Origin of the sequence: Paenibacillus sp. FSL R7-0331, from assembly GCF_000758645.1 — a bacterium.
In the GTDB taxonomy this organism is placed as follows: domain Bacteria; phylum Bacillota; class Bacilli; order Paenibacillales; family Paenibacillaceae; genus Paenibacillus_AQ; species Paenibacillus_AQ camerounensis.
On sequence record NZ_CP009284.1, the window covers coordinates 4,219,830 to 4,234,744 of the forward strand.

The window sequence follows — 14,915 nt, forward strand, 5'->3', positions numbered from 1 at the left end:
CATCCCTACTTAGTTTGTCGAATACGAGTACGGCGTTACACCAGAGAAACAATCTTACGGGCACCGTCTGCCATAGAATCTGCTGCCACGATATTCAGTCCGGAGCCGGCCAGAATCTGCTTGCCCAGCGCTACATTGGTGCCTTCAAGCCGCACAACTAGCGGTTTGGTAAGCCCGAGCTGCCGTGCCGCTTCTACTACACCTTCAGCGATGACATCGCAGCGCATAATACCGCCGAATATATTCACAAAGATGCCGTTTACCTTGTCGTCAGACAAAATTATTTTAAATGCTTCAGTAACCTTTTCGGTCGTCGCACCGCCCCCTACATCCAGGAAGTTGGCCGGTTCGCCGCCGTAATATTTGATAATATCCATTGTTGCCATGGCCAGGCCCGCACCATTGACCATACAGCCAATATTACCGTCCAGGGCGATGTAGCTGAGATCAAATTTGGAAGCCTCAATCTCCTTCTCGTCCTCTTCATCAAGGTCACGGAGCTCTTGAATATCCTTATGACGGAACAAGGCATTGGAGTCAAAATTCAGTTTGGCATCAAGCGCCATTACATCTCCGTCATCAGTGACGACCAGCGGATTAATCTCGGCAATGGAGCAATCTTTATCCACAAAAGCCAAATAGAGCGCTTGCATGAACTTGACTGCTTTATTGACCAGCTGATTCGGGATAGCGATGCTGTAAGCCAGCTTACGCGCCTGAAAGGTCTGCAGTCCAACAGCAGGATCAATAATTTCCTTGAAAATCTTCTCGGGATGGGTTGCCGCCACCTCTTCAATTTCTGTTCCGCCTTCTTCGGAGGCCATCATGACCACCCGTCCGGAACTGCGGTCCACGACAATACCGATGTAATATTCCTTTGCAATCCGGCAGCCCTCTTCGATGAGCAGCCTCTTCACTTCCTTGCCTTCCGGTCCGGTCTGATGGGTCACCAGTGTCTTACCAAGGATTTCTCCCGCAAAGGTGCGGACTTCATCCAATGACTTGGCAACCTTAACCCCTCCGGCTTTCCCGCGTCCGCCAGCATGAATCTGAGCCTTCACAACCACCACCGGCGTGCCGAGTGATGCTGCAGCTTCTACTGCTTCCTCCACTGTATAAGCTACTTTTCCGTTCGGTACGGCTACGCCGTACTTCTTAAGTACTTCTTTTCCCTGATACTCGTGGATATTCATACCGGAAGCCTCCTAAAGTGTTGCGGCGGCTTATACAGGCAGCCTGCAGCCATACCGCATTCCGTTTTGATCAGCGGGGTACAGATTTGCACCTACTTATATTATATAAAGTGAAACCCAGAATATTGTAACACGATTTAATCGGGCTTTCCTCAAAAACTTTCACTATTTATACATATTTTTTCGCTTGATTTCATGCCGGAATGCGAACGATTGCATTGACACTGCCCTGGCAATACTATTTAGACGCACTTTTATTTGCTTCATGAATCCGGGAGAGCAGGCCTTTGAACTGGCCCAGCAGATGAACAAACTCCTCAGCCGAGAGCATCGAACCCTCCGCCATCTTTGCTGGAATACAAACGGCCTCACTTTGCAGTTCCCAGCCCTTTTCGGTCAGTGAAATAAGCACCTTCCGCTCATCCTGCAGGGAACGTTCACGGAGAATCAGTCCTGCAGCCTGCAGCCGCTTCAGCAGAGGAGTCAGCGTCCCGGAATCCAGGAAGAGGGCTTCGCCAAGCTCTTTAACGGTGCACTGCTGCTTCTCCCACAGCACGATCATGACCAGGTATTGTGAATAGGTAAGGCCGATTTTGTCCAGATGAGGCTGGTATAGCTTCGTGAATTCACGCGAGCATGCGTAAATGGTGAAGCACAGCTGATTGTCCAGCATTAATTCAGGGGTTGTTGTTTGATTTTGCATTTTCTTCACCTGCCTTTGTGTCATTATTTTAACACAATTCACTTGCAATATCATGATAATAGCAAAAAATTTATTGACTATTATCTTAATTGTGTTAAATTATATTGTGTACAATGTTTATTACAACACGAAACGGAGCGATTAATAATGATGACTATTCAGCAAAAAATGTATGAAACAACTGTAAAGGCCGTCGGCGGAAGAAACGGGTATATTGAGTCCGAAAGTCCTAAGCTGAACCTTACAATCAGCACTCCACGCGAAATGGGCGGTGCCGGCGGCGAAGGCACGAACCCCGAGCAATTATTTGCAGCCGGATATTCAGCTTGCTTTGACAGCGCACTGAACATGGTGGCCCGTCTGGGTAAGGTAAAGATTGAAGGCAGCGAAGTTACAGCTACCGTTAGTTTCGGCAAGGTTGAAGACGGCGGGTTCGGCATCGCTGTGAAGCTTGATGTGCTGGTAAAGGGCGTCGATCAGGAAACAGCCAAGCAGCTTGTAGAAGCAGCTCATGGCGCCTGCCCTTATTCCCGCGCAACCCGCGGTAACATTGAAGTTGAGCTTAATGTCCTATAATCACCGCTCTTGCCGGTGAAACATCGGTCAGGAAACAGAGCAAGCCGTCCGGAGTATTTCCGGACGGCTTGTTTTGCTGCGGGCTGCTAATGCGCAGATTCGCTGAGGAGTTAACGCTGCGAAGAGACATATATAATGAAGGAAAAGATTCAGAACGATTCCTCAGCCAGAACCTTCCTATCCAGATTCCGGTACTGCACAGCCTCAGCCAGATGGGCGGAGCTGATGGAAGCCTCCCCGTCCAGGTCGGCAATCGTCCGGGCGAGCTTAATAATCCGGTCATGTGCCCGCATGCTCAGTCCAAGACTCTCCAATATTCCGTGCAGCAGCACGCTGCTCTCCTTATTCAGGGCCGCGTAATGACGGAGTGCTGCTCCAGACAGCTCGCTGTTCCAGGAAATGGGCAGCTTACTGTAGCGCTCTGCCTGCAGCTGCTGGGCTCTCATTACATCATCACGCATCTCGGCCGTAGAGCGCGAGGGAGCCTGGCCGCTCCATTCCAGCGGACGGGGTACATCCACCTGCATATCGATACGGTCCAGCAGCGGCCCGGAGATTCTGGACCGGTATTGGGCAATCTTGGCCGGACTGCAGGTGCACCGCTGCTGGTTGCCGCTGTTGCCGAGATACCCGCAACTGCACGGATTCATGGAGCATGCAAGTAAAAATCGGGCAGGAAAGGTGAATGCCGCACGCGCACGGCTTATAGTTACTACAGTATCTTCGAGCGGCTGCCGCAGCACCTCTAGCACATTCCGTGAGAATTCCGGCAGCTCATCCAGAAAAAGAATGCCCCTGTGTGCCAGGCTAACCTCACCCGGCTTAGGGATACTCCCTCCACCGATCAGGCCTGCTGCAGATATGGTATGATGCGGGGACCTGAACGGCCTTCCGCGCAAAAGACCGCTGCGGGTATCCGTGAGCTTACCGGCTGCACTGAATATTTTGGTTACCTCCAGTGATTCACTGTCATTCAACGGCGGCAGGATCCCGGGAAGCCGTTTGATCAGCATCGTTTTCCCCGTCCCGGGCGGTCCGATCAGAATAATGTTATGCATACCGGCCGCCGCTATAGTGAGCGCCCGCTTCACATGGCTCTGGCCAATCACATCACTGTAATCCTCTCTCATCAGGGCTTCTGCTGATTGAGTGAAACCGGGGATATCGTATTGCGGGACATACCGCAGGTGTTCAAGATTACACGCAATTACCGGCGGTTTGTCCCGCGCAGGTGTGCCGGGACCATCAATCACGACAACCGGAAAGGGAAGCGGCTGTTCGGATCCGCAAGCAGGCACTGCTGGAATTACAGGCTGAGCATTGCTGCCAGCAGAATCTGGCGGTGGCAGCTCCTGCAGATGGCCGGCTGCATAGACGGCCATCCCGCTGATCAGCGCAGCCTCAGCCGCATTACCGCGCGGCACCAGTACAGCCCCGAAACCAGACCGCCGTGCCGCTTCAACCATTGGCAGCACCCCGGTGACCGGCCTTAAGCTTCCGTCAAGCGCCAGCTCGCCGATCAGGAGCATCTTCTCCGCCGCCGGCATCACCAGCTGGCCGCTGGTCGCCAGAATTCCCAGCGCTATGGCCAGATCGAAGGCAGTCCCCTCCTTGCGCAGATCGGCCGGAGCCAGATTGACTGTGACCCGCTGCTGGGGATAGCGGTAGCCGCAGTTTTTGACAGCTGCCCGAACCCTTTCCACCGCTTCACGGATCGCAGAATCCGGCAGGCCGATAATATGAGTCTGCGGCAAGCCGTTGGCCAGATCAATTTCGACTCCGATCATCACGCCTTCAATACCGTAAAGGCAGGCACTATGCATTTTTCCGTACATAACAAAAAGCACCTCTTCTCCTGAAATACGCCCGCACAGGACGTTATCACATAAGAAAAAGGGTGCTTCCTCATTTTCTGCATTATAGCTGTCTAGTAATAGTATACAGAGACGGTTACGCTTGATCAAGCACTGTAAGGAACATCAGCACACAATACGTTTTTGCACAATTATGAAACCCCCGCCTTTCGGCAGCATAATCTGCGCTTATGTGCATTATCCCTCCTCACTAACTACAACCGTATCTCTAATGGATTCAAAAGACAGCGGTCTATACCCGGTATGCTCTACACAAATATTAAAGTGATTTTTGCCTTCATATTTCTGTCCGTGAATATGACCATGCACATTTACGTAGGGCATATGCTTGTTCATATACATCGGTTCATGGGAGAGAAAGAAAAAATCCTTATACACCAGCGGATATTCACTGACCTCATCAAAACCTGCCTCCAGCCACCAGCTCCGGCCCCGCCCGCGGTCATGATTACCGAGAATCAGTATCTTATAGCCGTTCAAACGGCTGACAATGTCCCGGGTTGCCTCAAGACCTAGAAATGAGAAGTCCCCCAGATGAAAAACGGTATCTCCCGCTGCGACCGCAGCATTCCAGTTCTCAATCATCGCCTCATCCATCTCCTGCACATTTGCGAAGGGCCTTGATTCAAAATCTATAATCAGCTTATGTCCAAAATGATGATCCGATGTAAAAAAGACATCCGGCAACTTATAACCCCCTGTTATGTAACGAATTCTTATACTGTATTGAGAATACACCAAGTTGAAACGGCTTCGCTGTCCAAGACAGAGGGCGGAGTCCGTATCTGCAGGAAAAATAAGGATCTTATAAACTCTTACATTTAAAAACAACCCCACAAAGTGGGGCTTAAGCTTCAATGATCACTCAGGTCCCCCATAAGAAGCGGCTGCCGGCATCAGCATAATCTTTAATTCAGGCTGATACGGCTATGATTTGGGCCAATCCCGTCTGCCGGAGCGCTGGTTGGAATCCAAATGAATTAATTCCGCTAATGACGGTATCTCTTCATGCTCCACCAGCCATTTGCGCATTTCCTTAATCGCCTCAACCTGGCCGTTGCCCCTGTCGCGCCAGGTCAGCAGCTCGATCACCCGGATGACCAGAGACATAAGACTGCTATGGCTGCTCAGGCTCTTTTCGGCTCTGATCTTCTGAATCAGTGCCTCATTCTCCCAGTCGATCAGGATTTCCTCGGCGATAGCCGGACGCATGATGGTAAAGCTCTTGCCGCACTTGCTGCAGCAGATCACCGCTGAAGGCCGCTCTCCCATCTCCACTTCTATTTTGTGATCACAATATTGGCAAGCAAAGCTTACCTGTATATTAACCGGTTGGTTATTCACGGGAACAGCCTCCTCATGGTAGCATTAAAAGTCACAATAATGTTTACCCACTTCCTTGGAGGAATGACCCAATCTGTGCGTCCGCACCAGGTTTGGCCGCTTCGGCAGGCGCAGAAAGAAAGGGCTGAACAGCTCTTTATTCAAAAAGCTTCACGGATATGCCGGAGTGCTGAAACACTTAAGTCCGGATTCAGCTGTACACTGATTACATCAAATGAAACAGCCTGCTCCTGCAGACTCTGCATGTGCAGATATACCTCGGCAGTGCTGCGCACCTGGCGGATTTTGCGGGCATTCACCGATTCCTCAGGCGTTCCCGGCAGCGGACTTCCGCTGCGGCTCCGCACCTCGATAAACACCAGCCCGCCCTGATATTCTGCTATAAGGTCCAGTTCACCGCTGCGGCAGCGCCAATTGGTCTCTAGTACAGTATAGCCCCGTGAGGCCACATAGAGTGCCGCCGCCGCTTCAGCTGCAGCCCCCTTTTGCTTCCGGCTGTACCGTCCGCTTGCCGGAGGTCTGCTCATTGCAGGTTCCGCTTTCCAGCCTGCCGGTCGCTCTGATAGACATAGCTTAAAATTTCTGCCACCAGATTGTAGAGCTCGGACGGAATCTGCTGATCCAGATCGAGCTTAGAGAGCACCTCAACAAGGGCAGCATCCTCCTGTACCGCTACCCCGCTTTCCTTCGCCTTCTGCAGAATGGTATCGGCGATAACACCCTGTCCTTTGGCTACAACGACCGGGGCATCACTTTGGCCGGGGCTATACTTCAGGGCAACTGCCTTTTTCATCCGTGGTGACATTTCCTGCTTCTCCTGCTTGCTCATATGCGGAAATCGACTCCTTTATAGGAATCAGGGGTAAAATCAGAAAGCTTGGCTGACGCTGACAACCCCGATGCCGCCTTTAATTCCGGCAGCGGCTCAGTCCGCAAGCTTAACAGCTGATATCCAATCGATTCAACGGCCGCCGCTACGTCCTCCCGTCTGCCCTCAAGCAGTTCCAGTACCCACGGATCGTTATTATGCAGCTTCAGGCTGACAATCCGGTCTACAACCTGCACGTCCACCAGGGTCTGGCCCAGCTGCTTCATGTCCAGATCAAACCAGAGGCGGCAATTCGCCGCATCCAGCTCGCCCTTTCGGCCCCGCCGCGACTGGATATGCACCGAGGCCGTCTCCTCGCCGTCCGGTCCGCGCAGCGGCAGGAACAGCGTGACCTGCGCGAACGGCGCGGTGCGGTCCGTATTCAGCAGCAGCTGCTGGCCGGTCAGCTGCGCCACAAGCTGGCCCGCGGCATCCTTGACCGCGGGCGGGGCCTCGCTGCTGCCCATAACCTGCAGCAGCACGCCCTTCAGCGTATCGGCGGCGGCATCCGCCCCGCCGCCGGCCGCTGCCTGCAGCGCCGCCGGCGGCAGCGCTGCTTCGCGCCCTCCCGCGGCTGCCATGCCGCCGCGGACCGCCTGCTGCTCGTGCTCCGCACCGAGCAGCTTCAGCACCCGCCCGACCCAAGACTCCGCGTCTTGGGCAGGGGCGGGTGCCTGGCCCGGCTGCTGCGCAGCAGCCGGGCTGTCCCCGCGCGGCGCAGCAGCCGCGCGGGCCGTGTCTTGCCCCGCCGCAGCAGGCGGGGCGTCTCCCTCAGGCTGGGCGGCAGCGCCAGCCTGGTCTGTGAGCTGCGGCAGTGTGCCGCGCAGCTCGGTGAGCACGCCCTGCAGCTTGGTGAGCAGGGCGCCTGCGTTCTTCACTGCGCCTTCCGCATTCCCTGTGCTTTTCGCACTCCCTGCGCCCTCTGCATTCCCTGTGCTTTTCGCACTCTCTGCGCCTTCCGCATTCCCTGTGCTTTTCGCACTCTCTGCGCCTTCCGCATTTCCTGTGCTTTTTGCACTCCCTGCGCCTTCCGCATTCCCTGTGCTTTTTGCACTTCCTGCGCCTTCCGCATTCCCTGTGCTTTTTGCACTTCCTGCAGCTTCCGTATTTCCTGTGCTTTTCGCACTTCCTGCGCCTTCCGCATTCACTGTGCTTTTCGCACTTCCTGCGTCATCCGCATTCCCGGCGCCTGCAGCGGCTGCTGCTCCCTCGGCAGCTCCGCCGGATTTCACTGGCCTGCCGCTTGCCCCGGCAGACTCCGCTGCTTCTGCAGACTGCGGATCAACAGCTGTGGCTGCCGTTTCTGCTGCGGTACGAGCCGCATTGTTATTTTGTGTTCCGGCAGCCCCTTTTACAGCAGCAGTTTCCCCGGCTTCATTCTCTGCCGGCAGCACAGCATCTTCTGCCAGACCGTTAGCCGCCCCTTGCGTGCCCCCCAGTGCCGTCCGCGGCCCGGTTACCGAACGCCCGGATGCATTCTCATTTACCGCACCCTCCAACCCGGCACGGCCAGCTGCAGCCGGTCCACCGGCCTTTCCGTTGCCCGTTTCCTCTTCCTGCTGCACCCATGCTCCAAGCTCTGTTTCCAGCTTGGCCAGCAGCTCATGCAGCTTCGGCCCGAAAACCGCCTGCTGAAGCCCTCTCACGCTCTCAGCTGTAACCGGCAGCCCGCGTTTTACCGAAAGAACTGCCGACTCCAGCCATTCCGATGTCGGAACTCCCTGTGGTTTAGCGTTCATGATAGCATCCAGCTTGGCAGCGTTCTCTTTGGTCAACGGCAGCCCACCGGACTGCATTGCCTGAATAATCTCCTTGCCGGCCTTTGATTCCTTAAGACCCAGCGTTTCCAGCGCTTCGCCCATGCTTTGCGGCGAGAGTAAAGCAGCTTCACCGAGCGACACCGGCTTAAGCACCGGCAGCCCGCCTTCTCCGGGAGGCGCAACCTGCAGGGTCAGCGACTGGCCGGGCTGCAGGGGAGTCTCGAGCTCAGCCCGGACAGGGGTTCCTTGAATTTGTACAACCGCCTCTTTACCGGATTCCGATACACTCTGAACTACACCGCGGACAACCTGCCCTTCCTTCAGCTCAAGTGATTTAGCTTCACCCGGCCTGCTGTCGCCCAGCAGTCCGCGGAACAACGACCCGATGTTCATGCCGCACCTCCCCCTCTCTATAACTCTTCTCTTCTTTTATATCGACATTTGCCGGCCATTTCATAAAAGCCTGGCGCTTCAAAATAGGGTTTGCTGCTCTGCCAGAATTTTCCCGATAAAGCTGCGCCGGTGCATCGGGGTTGGTCCAAGCGAAACAATCTGTTCCCGGTGCAGCTTGGTCGCATAGCCTTTATGTATTTTGATGCCGTAGTCAGGATATAATTCCTCCCACAGCCCTTCACACAGCCGGTCCCTGGTCACTTTGGCGACAATCGACGCTGCAGCGATAGACTGGCTGTTGGCATCCCCCTTTATAATAGACTGCTGCGGCAGCGGCAAGTCCACCTTTTCCGCATCAATAAGCAGATAATCTGCAGCCTCACTTAAGCCCTCGACCGCCTTTTTCATCGCCAATCGAGAGGCCTGCTTAATATTAATTTCATCAATAATTGCAGACTCCACATGACCCACGCAGACAGCGAGCGCCTGTTCCATAATGATCTCGTACAAGGCATCACGCTTCTTAGCCGTCAATTTTTTTGAATCATCCACTCCGTCTATAATCAGGCCCTCCGGCAAAATAACCGCCGCAGCCACTACATCCCCAAACAAACAGCCCCTGCCCACTTCATCCACTCCGGCTATCCGGCGGTACGACTGCTCCCAGCCTGCTTTTTCAAAACTCAACATATCAATACTGCTCATTTTCTCCCCACCGCCATGTCCATTTATCTTACTTTGTTCATCCAGCTTATCATACGAGGACTTCCGGGGTCATCCTTCTTTATCCTTATAATCAGACCGGCCGGCTCTCCCGCCAACAAAAAAAGCCACCCGGTAATCCGGATGGCCCTCATCTCTAATTAACCTTACGGTGTCTCCAGCGTAAATGTACCCAGCTTGCCGGCACGCAGCTCGTGCAGCAGCGTCCGGGACGCCTTCTCCAGGTCGACGCGGCCGCCGCTGATCAGACAGCCGCGCTTACGGCCGACAGCCTCCATAACAGCCACAATTTCGTCCGGATTTTCCACATCCTCAGGAAGCTTATCAATGCCGAAGCGCTCCTGGAACCGTGAACCGTAATCCTTGATCAGATATTTTACCGCATAATAGGCGATATCTTCAACGTTAAGAACCTCTTCTTTGATCGCTCCCGTAATTGCCAGACGGTAACCCACTTCCTGGTCCTCAAACTTCGGCCATAGAATCCCTGGAGTGTCAAGCAGCTCCAGGGTGCCGTCCGTCTTAATCCACTGCTGGCCTTTGGTCACACCCGGGCGGTCGCCGGTCAAGGCGATACTGCGTCCCGCCATCTTATTGATCAGCGTCGATTTGCCGACATTCGGGATGCCGACAATGAGTGCACGGTTCGCCCGCGGGTTCATTCCCTTGGCAATCTGCCGGTCGATCTTCTCCTTCAGCAGCAGCTTAACCTGTTCAGGAATCCCCTTAATGCCTGTTCCTGTGGAAGCATCCACCGGATGGGCTACATGACCTTCAGCTCTGAAATGAGCCAGCCACTTGCGTGTCGCTTCAGGATCGGCCAGATCGCTCTTATTCAGAATGATTAGTCTGGGTTTATCGCGTAAAATATCATCAATCATCGGATTGCGGCTTGAAAGCGGCAGGCGGGAATCGAGCAGCTCAATTGCAACGTCAATCAGCTTCAGCTTGTCCTCAATTTGCCGTCTAGCCCTTGTCATATGACCGGGAAACCATTGAATGGCCATTGCCGTCACCTCCTCTGACTTACTGTCAGCTTAATTTAGTGGTTAATAATTGAAATATCCTGGATCGGCCAGAAAATCAGATCTGCACGGCCGACAATATCGCCCAGCGGCACGTAGCCGATCATCCGGCTGTCCGTACTGTCAGAACGGTTATCTCCCATTACAAATATATGCCCTTCCGGTACAGTACCGTCGGGAACCTCTTCATTCGGGAAGTCTTTGTTATTATAAAGGGAGTTATTGGCGTGTCTGGCATCAATAGCTTCCTGGATATACGTTTCGTCAACAGGCTCGCCGTTAACCGTAACAACATCCCCTTCAACCTTCACCGTATCTCCGGCTACCGCAATAACCCGCTTAATAAAGTCTCTGCCTTCAGAAGGCACATGGAACACAATGACCTCACCGCGATGCGGGGAGCGGATATCATACAGAATTTCATTTACAATAACCCGTTCACCTGTATGAAAATTCGGCTGCATTGAAGGTCCGTCGACTATAAACGGCTTGAACAAAAGCCATCTGATCAGAAACACCAGAACCAATGCAATTGCAATCGCCTTTATCCATTCCAGTACTTCATTTTTCTGTTTCTGGGGGGGCTGGCTGCTCTCGTCCAGTACGTCCCCTTGTCCCTGCTGCAAATCCTGCTGCATAGTTCACCGTCCTCTCTTTATGCTACTCTCACGATACATCCACTATACAACAAAAAAACTCCTGCCAAAAACTCCTCCACGAATACTCCTTCAGGAGGCCTTTTCGGAAGAAGCTGATCCTAAGGCATATATGTTCAAGTCTGGCTTTGTATAAAGGGACCGGGGATGCCGGTAAGAATAAAGAAAGGGGCTTGAATTCAAGCCCCTTTCCTTGCCGCTAATTCTAGCGACGGATTTCTTTAATTCTTGCTGCTTTACCGCGAAGATCACGCAGATAGTACAGTTTCGCACGGCGAACTTTACCACGGCGGGCAACTTCAAGTTTCTCGATCTTAGGCGAGTTGATTGGGAATGTTCTTTCCACACCAACACCGTAAGAGATTTTACGAACTGTAAAAGTCTCACTGATTCCACCGCCGCGGCGTTTGATTACAACGCCTTCGAACAACTGGATCCGTTCACGAGTTCCTTCGATAACTTTTACATGCACCTTCAAAGTATCACCTGGACGAAAACTAGGGATATCTTTACGAAGTTGCTCTTGTGTAATAGCTTGTAGGATATTCATTTAGGACTTCCTCCTTCCGTACAGGTGTTCTTGCCTCTTCCGGAGAGACCCATTGCTCTCCCTCATTATCCGCAGCGGACCACCGTATTCCACACAACAGAAATAATAATATCACAAATAATAGGCAAGTGCAATATAATTATTTGCAGTTTATAGCGGCAGCATATCCCTCTTCTTGGCCTTCATTTTGCAGTCTTTACACAGCCCTACTACACTTCCGTCATCCTGGGCATAAAAAATCAGCTTGCCGTTCTTTTTCTTACAGGAAGAGCACGGCTGCTCTACCGCACTTTGCTTCGCTTTGCGGTGTCTGTCCATGGATATAACATTACTGGCTGTACCCTCTTTCGGCCCCTCCGGCTTGCTGCTGCGGCTCCGGGATCTGAAAGAAACAGCAACAACAACAAGCAACACTACAATTAAGGCTGCATATAGCATTCGCTCATCCGCTCCCTTGACCTTTAATGGCCGCGTGACTGACGGTCTTCTGCCGGCAAGCTCCGCTGCTCATGACAGATAATCTTTAGGCTATTTTACCATAAAAAAGGTTCAATATACAGTTATCCGCCCGCCCCCGACTTTAGTCCAGTGAACAACCCGCCTACAGCCTGTTATTCAATTATTTACCATAATATATACTAATGGTATACATAAGCATTTTAGAAAATATATTTTCCGGAGGGACTATACATTGAGAAAAAAACATAACACTGCAATTGTTGCGGCCGTCACCGTATTTTCGCTTATTCTGCTTACCGGCTGCCGTGAGCTTCCCGGAAAGGAAGCGGCTGATCAGCAGCTTGAAGAAAGCTTATCCAGTAACAGCAGCACAGGCTTTATCGACTCATTAAGTATGGATCTGGGCGGGGCTGCGGAGGATATCGGCAAGGAAATTGCTGATGCAGCAGACGTCGTGCAGGAAGCCGTCCAGGACACTGCCGCAGAGCTCGCAGAACAGATAGACGAAAACACCCTGCAGCAGGAGCTTACAACCTCTCTTCCCGCAGGAAATTCTACTAAGGTTCATCTGGATAATGCGGTAGGCAGGGTAGAGCTCATCTCCGCACAGGGGGATAGCATCAATGTTTCTGCCACAATAGTTGCCCATAACCCGGTGACGCGCAAAACAGACCTGAAGATCATTGATAACGCGGAGGTTTCTATTGAGAATGAAGCCGGCAGGCTGACTGTCTCCACCCATTCCAAGGATAATCCGGATAAGGACCTTTGGACATGGGCTCAAAAGGAATACGGACATTCCGAGTTTAGCATCAACTATGTAATTGAAATTCCCGCCACTATCACTACCTATGACATTACCAGCAATGTTGGTTCAATAGAGCTTAACGGACTCGAGGGCAGCTTCGATGTTACCAGTGATGTCGGCACCATCACACTGAAGGATGCAGTCATTACCGGCAAATCGAAGGTTCAGACCGATACAGGAAGCATCGTCCTCAGCCTTGAAGGAATGGAGACAGGCAGCAGCCTGAAGGCCAGCAGCGACATCGGTGCTATCAAGGCCAGTCTCGCCGCCGGGCTTAAGTGTACCGTGAAGGCGTCGAGCGAGTTAGGCTCCGTTAGCGGAGCAGCAGAGGGCAAACAGGATTACAATGGAGGCGGGCCGCTGCTCTCACTTTCTACGGAGATCGGTGCTATATCAGTCGTACAATAATACAGTCAATAAATAAAAGCGGACTGCCGGAGATTTCCGGACAGTCCGCTTTTTTGTCAGATCAGTGCTATAGCCAGCAGTGTAAACAAGCTTAAGGTTAAAATCTCGCTGCCATAGCCGTAATATCCGCCGTATACGCTGCCGGGATAAAAAGCCGAGGTTTGCATCCGCCCGTTGCCTTTTGTTTTCAGATATACATTATTCCGGTCAACATCGACAATAATACCTTCATGCTTTTTTCCGTCATTAGTCATGATCCGCACCCTTTTGTTTTTGCAATGCAGACAGTTGTAATAAGCTTCCATCAGAATAACCCTCCCCATTCGTTTGCTGTAGTTTATGAGAGACGTGATATTGCGGCAACGGCAGGGGTACAGGTATACGGCAGCAGCCATAATTTTTTTGATTTCAGTGAAGAATGTGAATTTAATGTGAAATAAAGTACTTGTGAACAAAGTGTGTCTTTTCCGGTGAAAAAGGTTTATAATGAATACAAATAGTAAAACGCTTTCGGACTCGTACATCTACTATTACAACTACTATGAGGAGGCAGGAATCATGAGCGCAGCAAGCAGAAAATTTATGAATGAAGGGGTCCTCCGGATCGCTATTTTCATCATGTTCGCGTCCCTCACCTATAGCGTGCGCAATTACACCTGGGCCATTGTTGCCCTGCTGGCAGTGGGAACCTATTCCCTGGTTACCGGCATCATTCAGCTGAAACGCAGCCGGAGAACTATAGAATAGCCGGACAGTTCACACAACAAAAACCGCTTCCTCAGGACTTCCCCTCCTGCAGAAAGCGGTTTTTTATCGGAGTAACAGGGCAAAAATATTATTACAAATTATTATTTAAATTTTATAGATTTTTAAAATGGGCTATGCTATACTCTTGGCACAAGGAAAGGAGGTGCGTTCACATCAATCATGATATGCTGAACGTATCCCTTACCCGGACCAACGGCTGATAGCTCAAGCCTTGGTGGCGCGGGATACGGATCACAGTTTTACAAAGCGCCTCGGGTAAAGAGACCGTCTTCGGACGGTCTCTTTTTATGTTATTTTTATTCGTCAACCGGCGGCACAGCCTCACCAAAAAAGCTTTAAAGCTGCACCCGGCCGGGAACAGCTTTAAAGCTTTTGGTGTTAACCTCTACCTTATTGAATCCGTTACCGGGTCATTCATATGGAGAATTTGGATTTACGGTTTGTGTAGAACTCAATAATATCATTAACGGTGCGGAGCGGCTCCGCTTCCTTGTGGACAGTGTCCACGTCAGGCTTGAGCGGTTCATGCGTATTCGTAGTCACTTGTGTTCATTCCTTTCGATAGTTAAGCTGCTTATGCGGGAGTAGTATTATTACGGCACCTCTATTTATTACCCCAAAATAAGGATACTGACGCACATTTGCTCGCATTTTTTCGTGAAGCTTCTGTGTCTCTTATCTCTGCTTTCGCAGCGCCTGAATTTGCTCCACTGAGATTTATATAACCATTTGAACATAACAAAAAACGCCTCCTCAACGTAATATACGTTAAACAGACGTCTGATATGACTATTATTATAAAAATAT

Annotated in this window: 18 protein-coding genes; 3 read left to right on the top strand and 15 right to left on the bottom strand. The window is 51.8% G+C overall.

Going from position 1 to position 14,915, the window contains the following annotated elements:
• Positions 1 to 35: 35 nt before the first annotated feature.
• Both sucC and R70331_RS17930 read right to left on the bottom strand, forming a co-directional pair.
• The gene (gene sucC, locus R70331_RS17925; RefSeq protein ID WP_042177553.1) at positions 36 to 1,193 is read right to left on the bottom strand and encodes an ADP-forming succinate--CoA ligase subunit beta; all 1,158 of its coding nucleotides are present in this window, start codon (positions 1,191 to 1,193) and stop codon (positions 36 to 38) included.
• Positions 1,194 to 1,431: 238 nt separating this feature from the next.
• Positions 1,432 to 1,896: a MarR family winged helix-turn-helix transcriptional regulator gene (locus R70331_RS17930; RefSeq protein WP_042177555.1), complete on the bottom strand. Its 465-nt coding sequence runs from the start codon at positions 1,894 to 1,896 to the stop codon at positions 1,432 to 1,434.
• 147 nt (positions 1,897 to 2,043) lie between these two features.
• On the opposite strand from R70331_RS17930, the gene R70331_RS17935 reads away from it, so the two are divergent.
• Positions 2,044 to 2,472, top strand: a complete 429-nt coding sequence (locus R70331_RS17935; RefSeq protein ID WP_042177558.1) for an organic hydroperoxide resistance protein — start codon at positions 2,044 to 2,046, stop codon at positions 2,470 to 2,472.
• Positions 2,473 to 2,621: 149 nt separating this feature from the next.
• On the opposite strand, the gene R70331_RS17940 is transcribed toward R70331_RS17935, so the two are convergent.
• From R70331_RS17940 to R70331_RS17990, 11 genes are all read right to left on the bottom strand, one after another.
• Positions 2,622 to 4,307, bottom strand: a complete 1,686-nt coding sequence (locus R70331_RS17940; RefSeq protein WP_042177560.1) for a YifB family Mg chelatase-like AAA ATPase — start codon at positions 4,305 to 4,307, stop codon at positions 2,622 to 2,624.
• Between the two features lie 216 nt (positions 4,308 to 4,523).
• On the bottom strand, positions 4,524 to 5,033 hold the full coding sequence (locus R70331_RS17945; protein ID WP_042177561.1) for a metallophosphoesterase: 510 nt from the start codon (positions 5,031 to 5,033) through the stop codon (positions 4,524 to 4,526).
• A gap of 240 nt (positions 5,034 to 5,273) precedes the next feature.
• Positions 5,274 to 5,690 (bottom strand): hypothetical protein, encoded by a 417-nt coding sequence (locus tag R70331_RS17950; protein ID WP_052419100.1) that lies wholly within the window; start codon positions 5,688 to 5,690, stop codon positions 5,274 to 5,276.
• Positions 5,691 to 5,830: 140 nt separating this feature from the next.
• Positions 5,831 to 6,217 (bottom strand): YraN family protein, encoded by a 387-nt coding sequence (locus tag R70331_RS17955; RefSeq protein ID WP_042177564.1) that lies wholly within the window; start codon positions 6,215 to 6,217, stop codon positions 5,831 to 5,833.
• Positions 6,214 to 6,519, bottom strand: coding sequence for an EscU/YscU/HrcU family type III secretion system export apparatus switch protein (locus tag R70331_RS17960; protein ID WP_042177567.1), 306 nt, complete (start codon positions 6,517 to 6,519; stop codon positions 6,214 to 6,216). Before R70331_RS17960 ends, R70331_RS17955 begins: the two co-directional genes overlap by 4 nt.
• Complete coding sequence (locus R70331_RS17965) at positions 6,516 to 8,711, bottom strand: hypothetical protein (RefSeq protein ID WP_042177569.1); 2,196 nt, start codon at positions 8,709 to 8,711, stop codon at positions 6,516 to 6,518. The genes R70331_RS17960 and R70331_RS17965 overlap by 4 nt, the downstream gene beginning before the upstream one ends.
• A gap of 78 nt (positions 8,712 to 8,789) precedes the next feature.
• On the bottom strand, positions 8,790 to 9,416 hold the full coding sequence (locus R70331_RS17970; RefSeq protein WP_042177571.1) for a ribonuclease HII: 627 nt from the start codon (positions 9,414 to 9,416) through the stop codon (positions 8,790 to 8,792).
• Positions 9,417 to 9,580: 164 nt separating this feature from the next.
• On the bottom strand, positions 9,581 to 10,441 hold the full coding sequence (ylqF, locus tag R70331_RS17975; protein ID WP_042177573.1) for a ribosome biogenesis GTPase YlqF: 861 nt from the start codon (positions 10,439 to 10,441) through the stop codon (positions 9,581 to 9,583).
• Positions 10,442 to 10,476: 35 nt separating this feature from the next.
• On the bottom strand, positions 10,477 to 11,097 hold the full coding sequence (lepB, locus tag R70331_RS17980; RefSeq protein ID WP_042177576.1) for a signal peptidase I: 621 nt from the start codon (positions 11,095 to 11,097) through the stop codon (positions 10,477 to 10,479).
• A gap of 223 nt (positions 11,098 to 11,320) precedes the next feature.
• Complete coding sequence (rplS, locus tag R70331_RS17985; protein WP_042177579.1) at positions 11,321 to 11,665, bottom strand: 50S ribosomal protein L19; 345 nt, start codon at positions 11,663 to 11,665, stop codon at positions 11,321 to 11,323.
• Between the two features lie 150 nt (positions 11,666 to 11,815).
• Entirely contained in the window at positions 11,816 to 12,103 is a 288-nt protein-coding gene (locus R70331_RS17990) for a hypothetical protein (protein WP_042177582.1), read from the bottom strand.
• Between the two features lie 253 nt (positions 12,104 to 12,356).
• Between R70331_RS17990 and R70331_RS17995 the strand changes: the two genes are divergently transcribed.
• A complete protein-coding gene (locus R70331_RS17995; protein WP_042177585.1) occupies positions 12,357 to 13,340 on the top strand; it encodes a DUF4097 family beta strand repeat-containing protein in 984 nt (327 codons plus the stop codon).
• 56 nt (positions 13,341 to 13,396) lie between these two features.
• On the opposite strand, the gene R70331_RS18000 is transcribed toward R70331_RS17995, so the two are convergent.
• On the bottom strand, positions 13,397 to 13,645 hold the full coding sequence (locus R70331_RS18000) for an LSm family protein (RefSeq protein ID WP_042177587.1): 249 nt from the start codon (positions 13,643 to 13,645) through the stop codon (positions 13,397 to 13,399).
• Between the two features lie 253 nt (positions 13,646 to 13,898).
• Here R70331_RS18000 and R70331_RS18005 point away from each other — a divergent pair, with 253 nt between their 5' ends.
• A complete protein-coding gene (locus R70331_RS18005) occupies positions 13,899 to 14,087 on the top strand; it encodes a hypothetical protein (protein ID WP_042177589.1) in 189 nt (62 codons plus the stop codon).
• 435 nt (positions 14,088 to 14,522) lie between these two features.
• Here R70331_RS18005 and R70331_RS32315 read toward each other — a convergent pair whose 3' ends face one another.
• Positions 14,523 to 14,651, bottom strand: coding sequence for a hypothetical protein (locus tag R70331_RS32315; protein ID WP_260509852.1), 129 nt, complete (start codon positions 14,649 to 14,651; stop codon positions 14,523 to 14,525).
• Between the last annotated feature and the right edge of the window lie 264 nt (positions 14,652 to 14,915).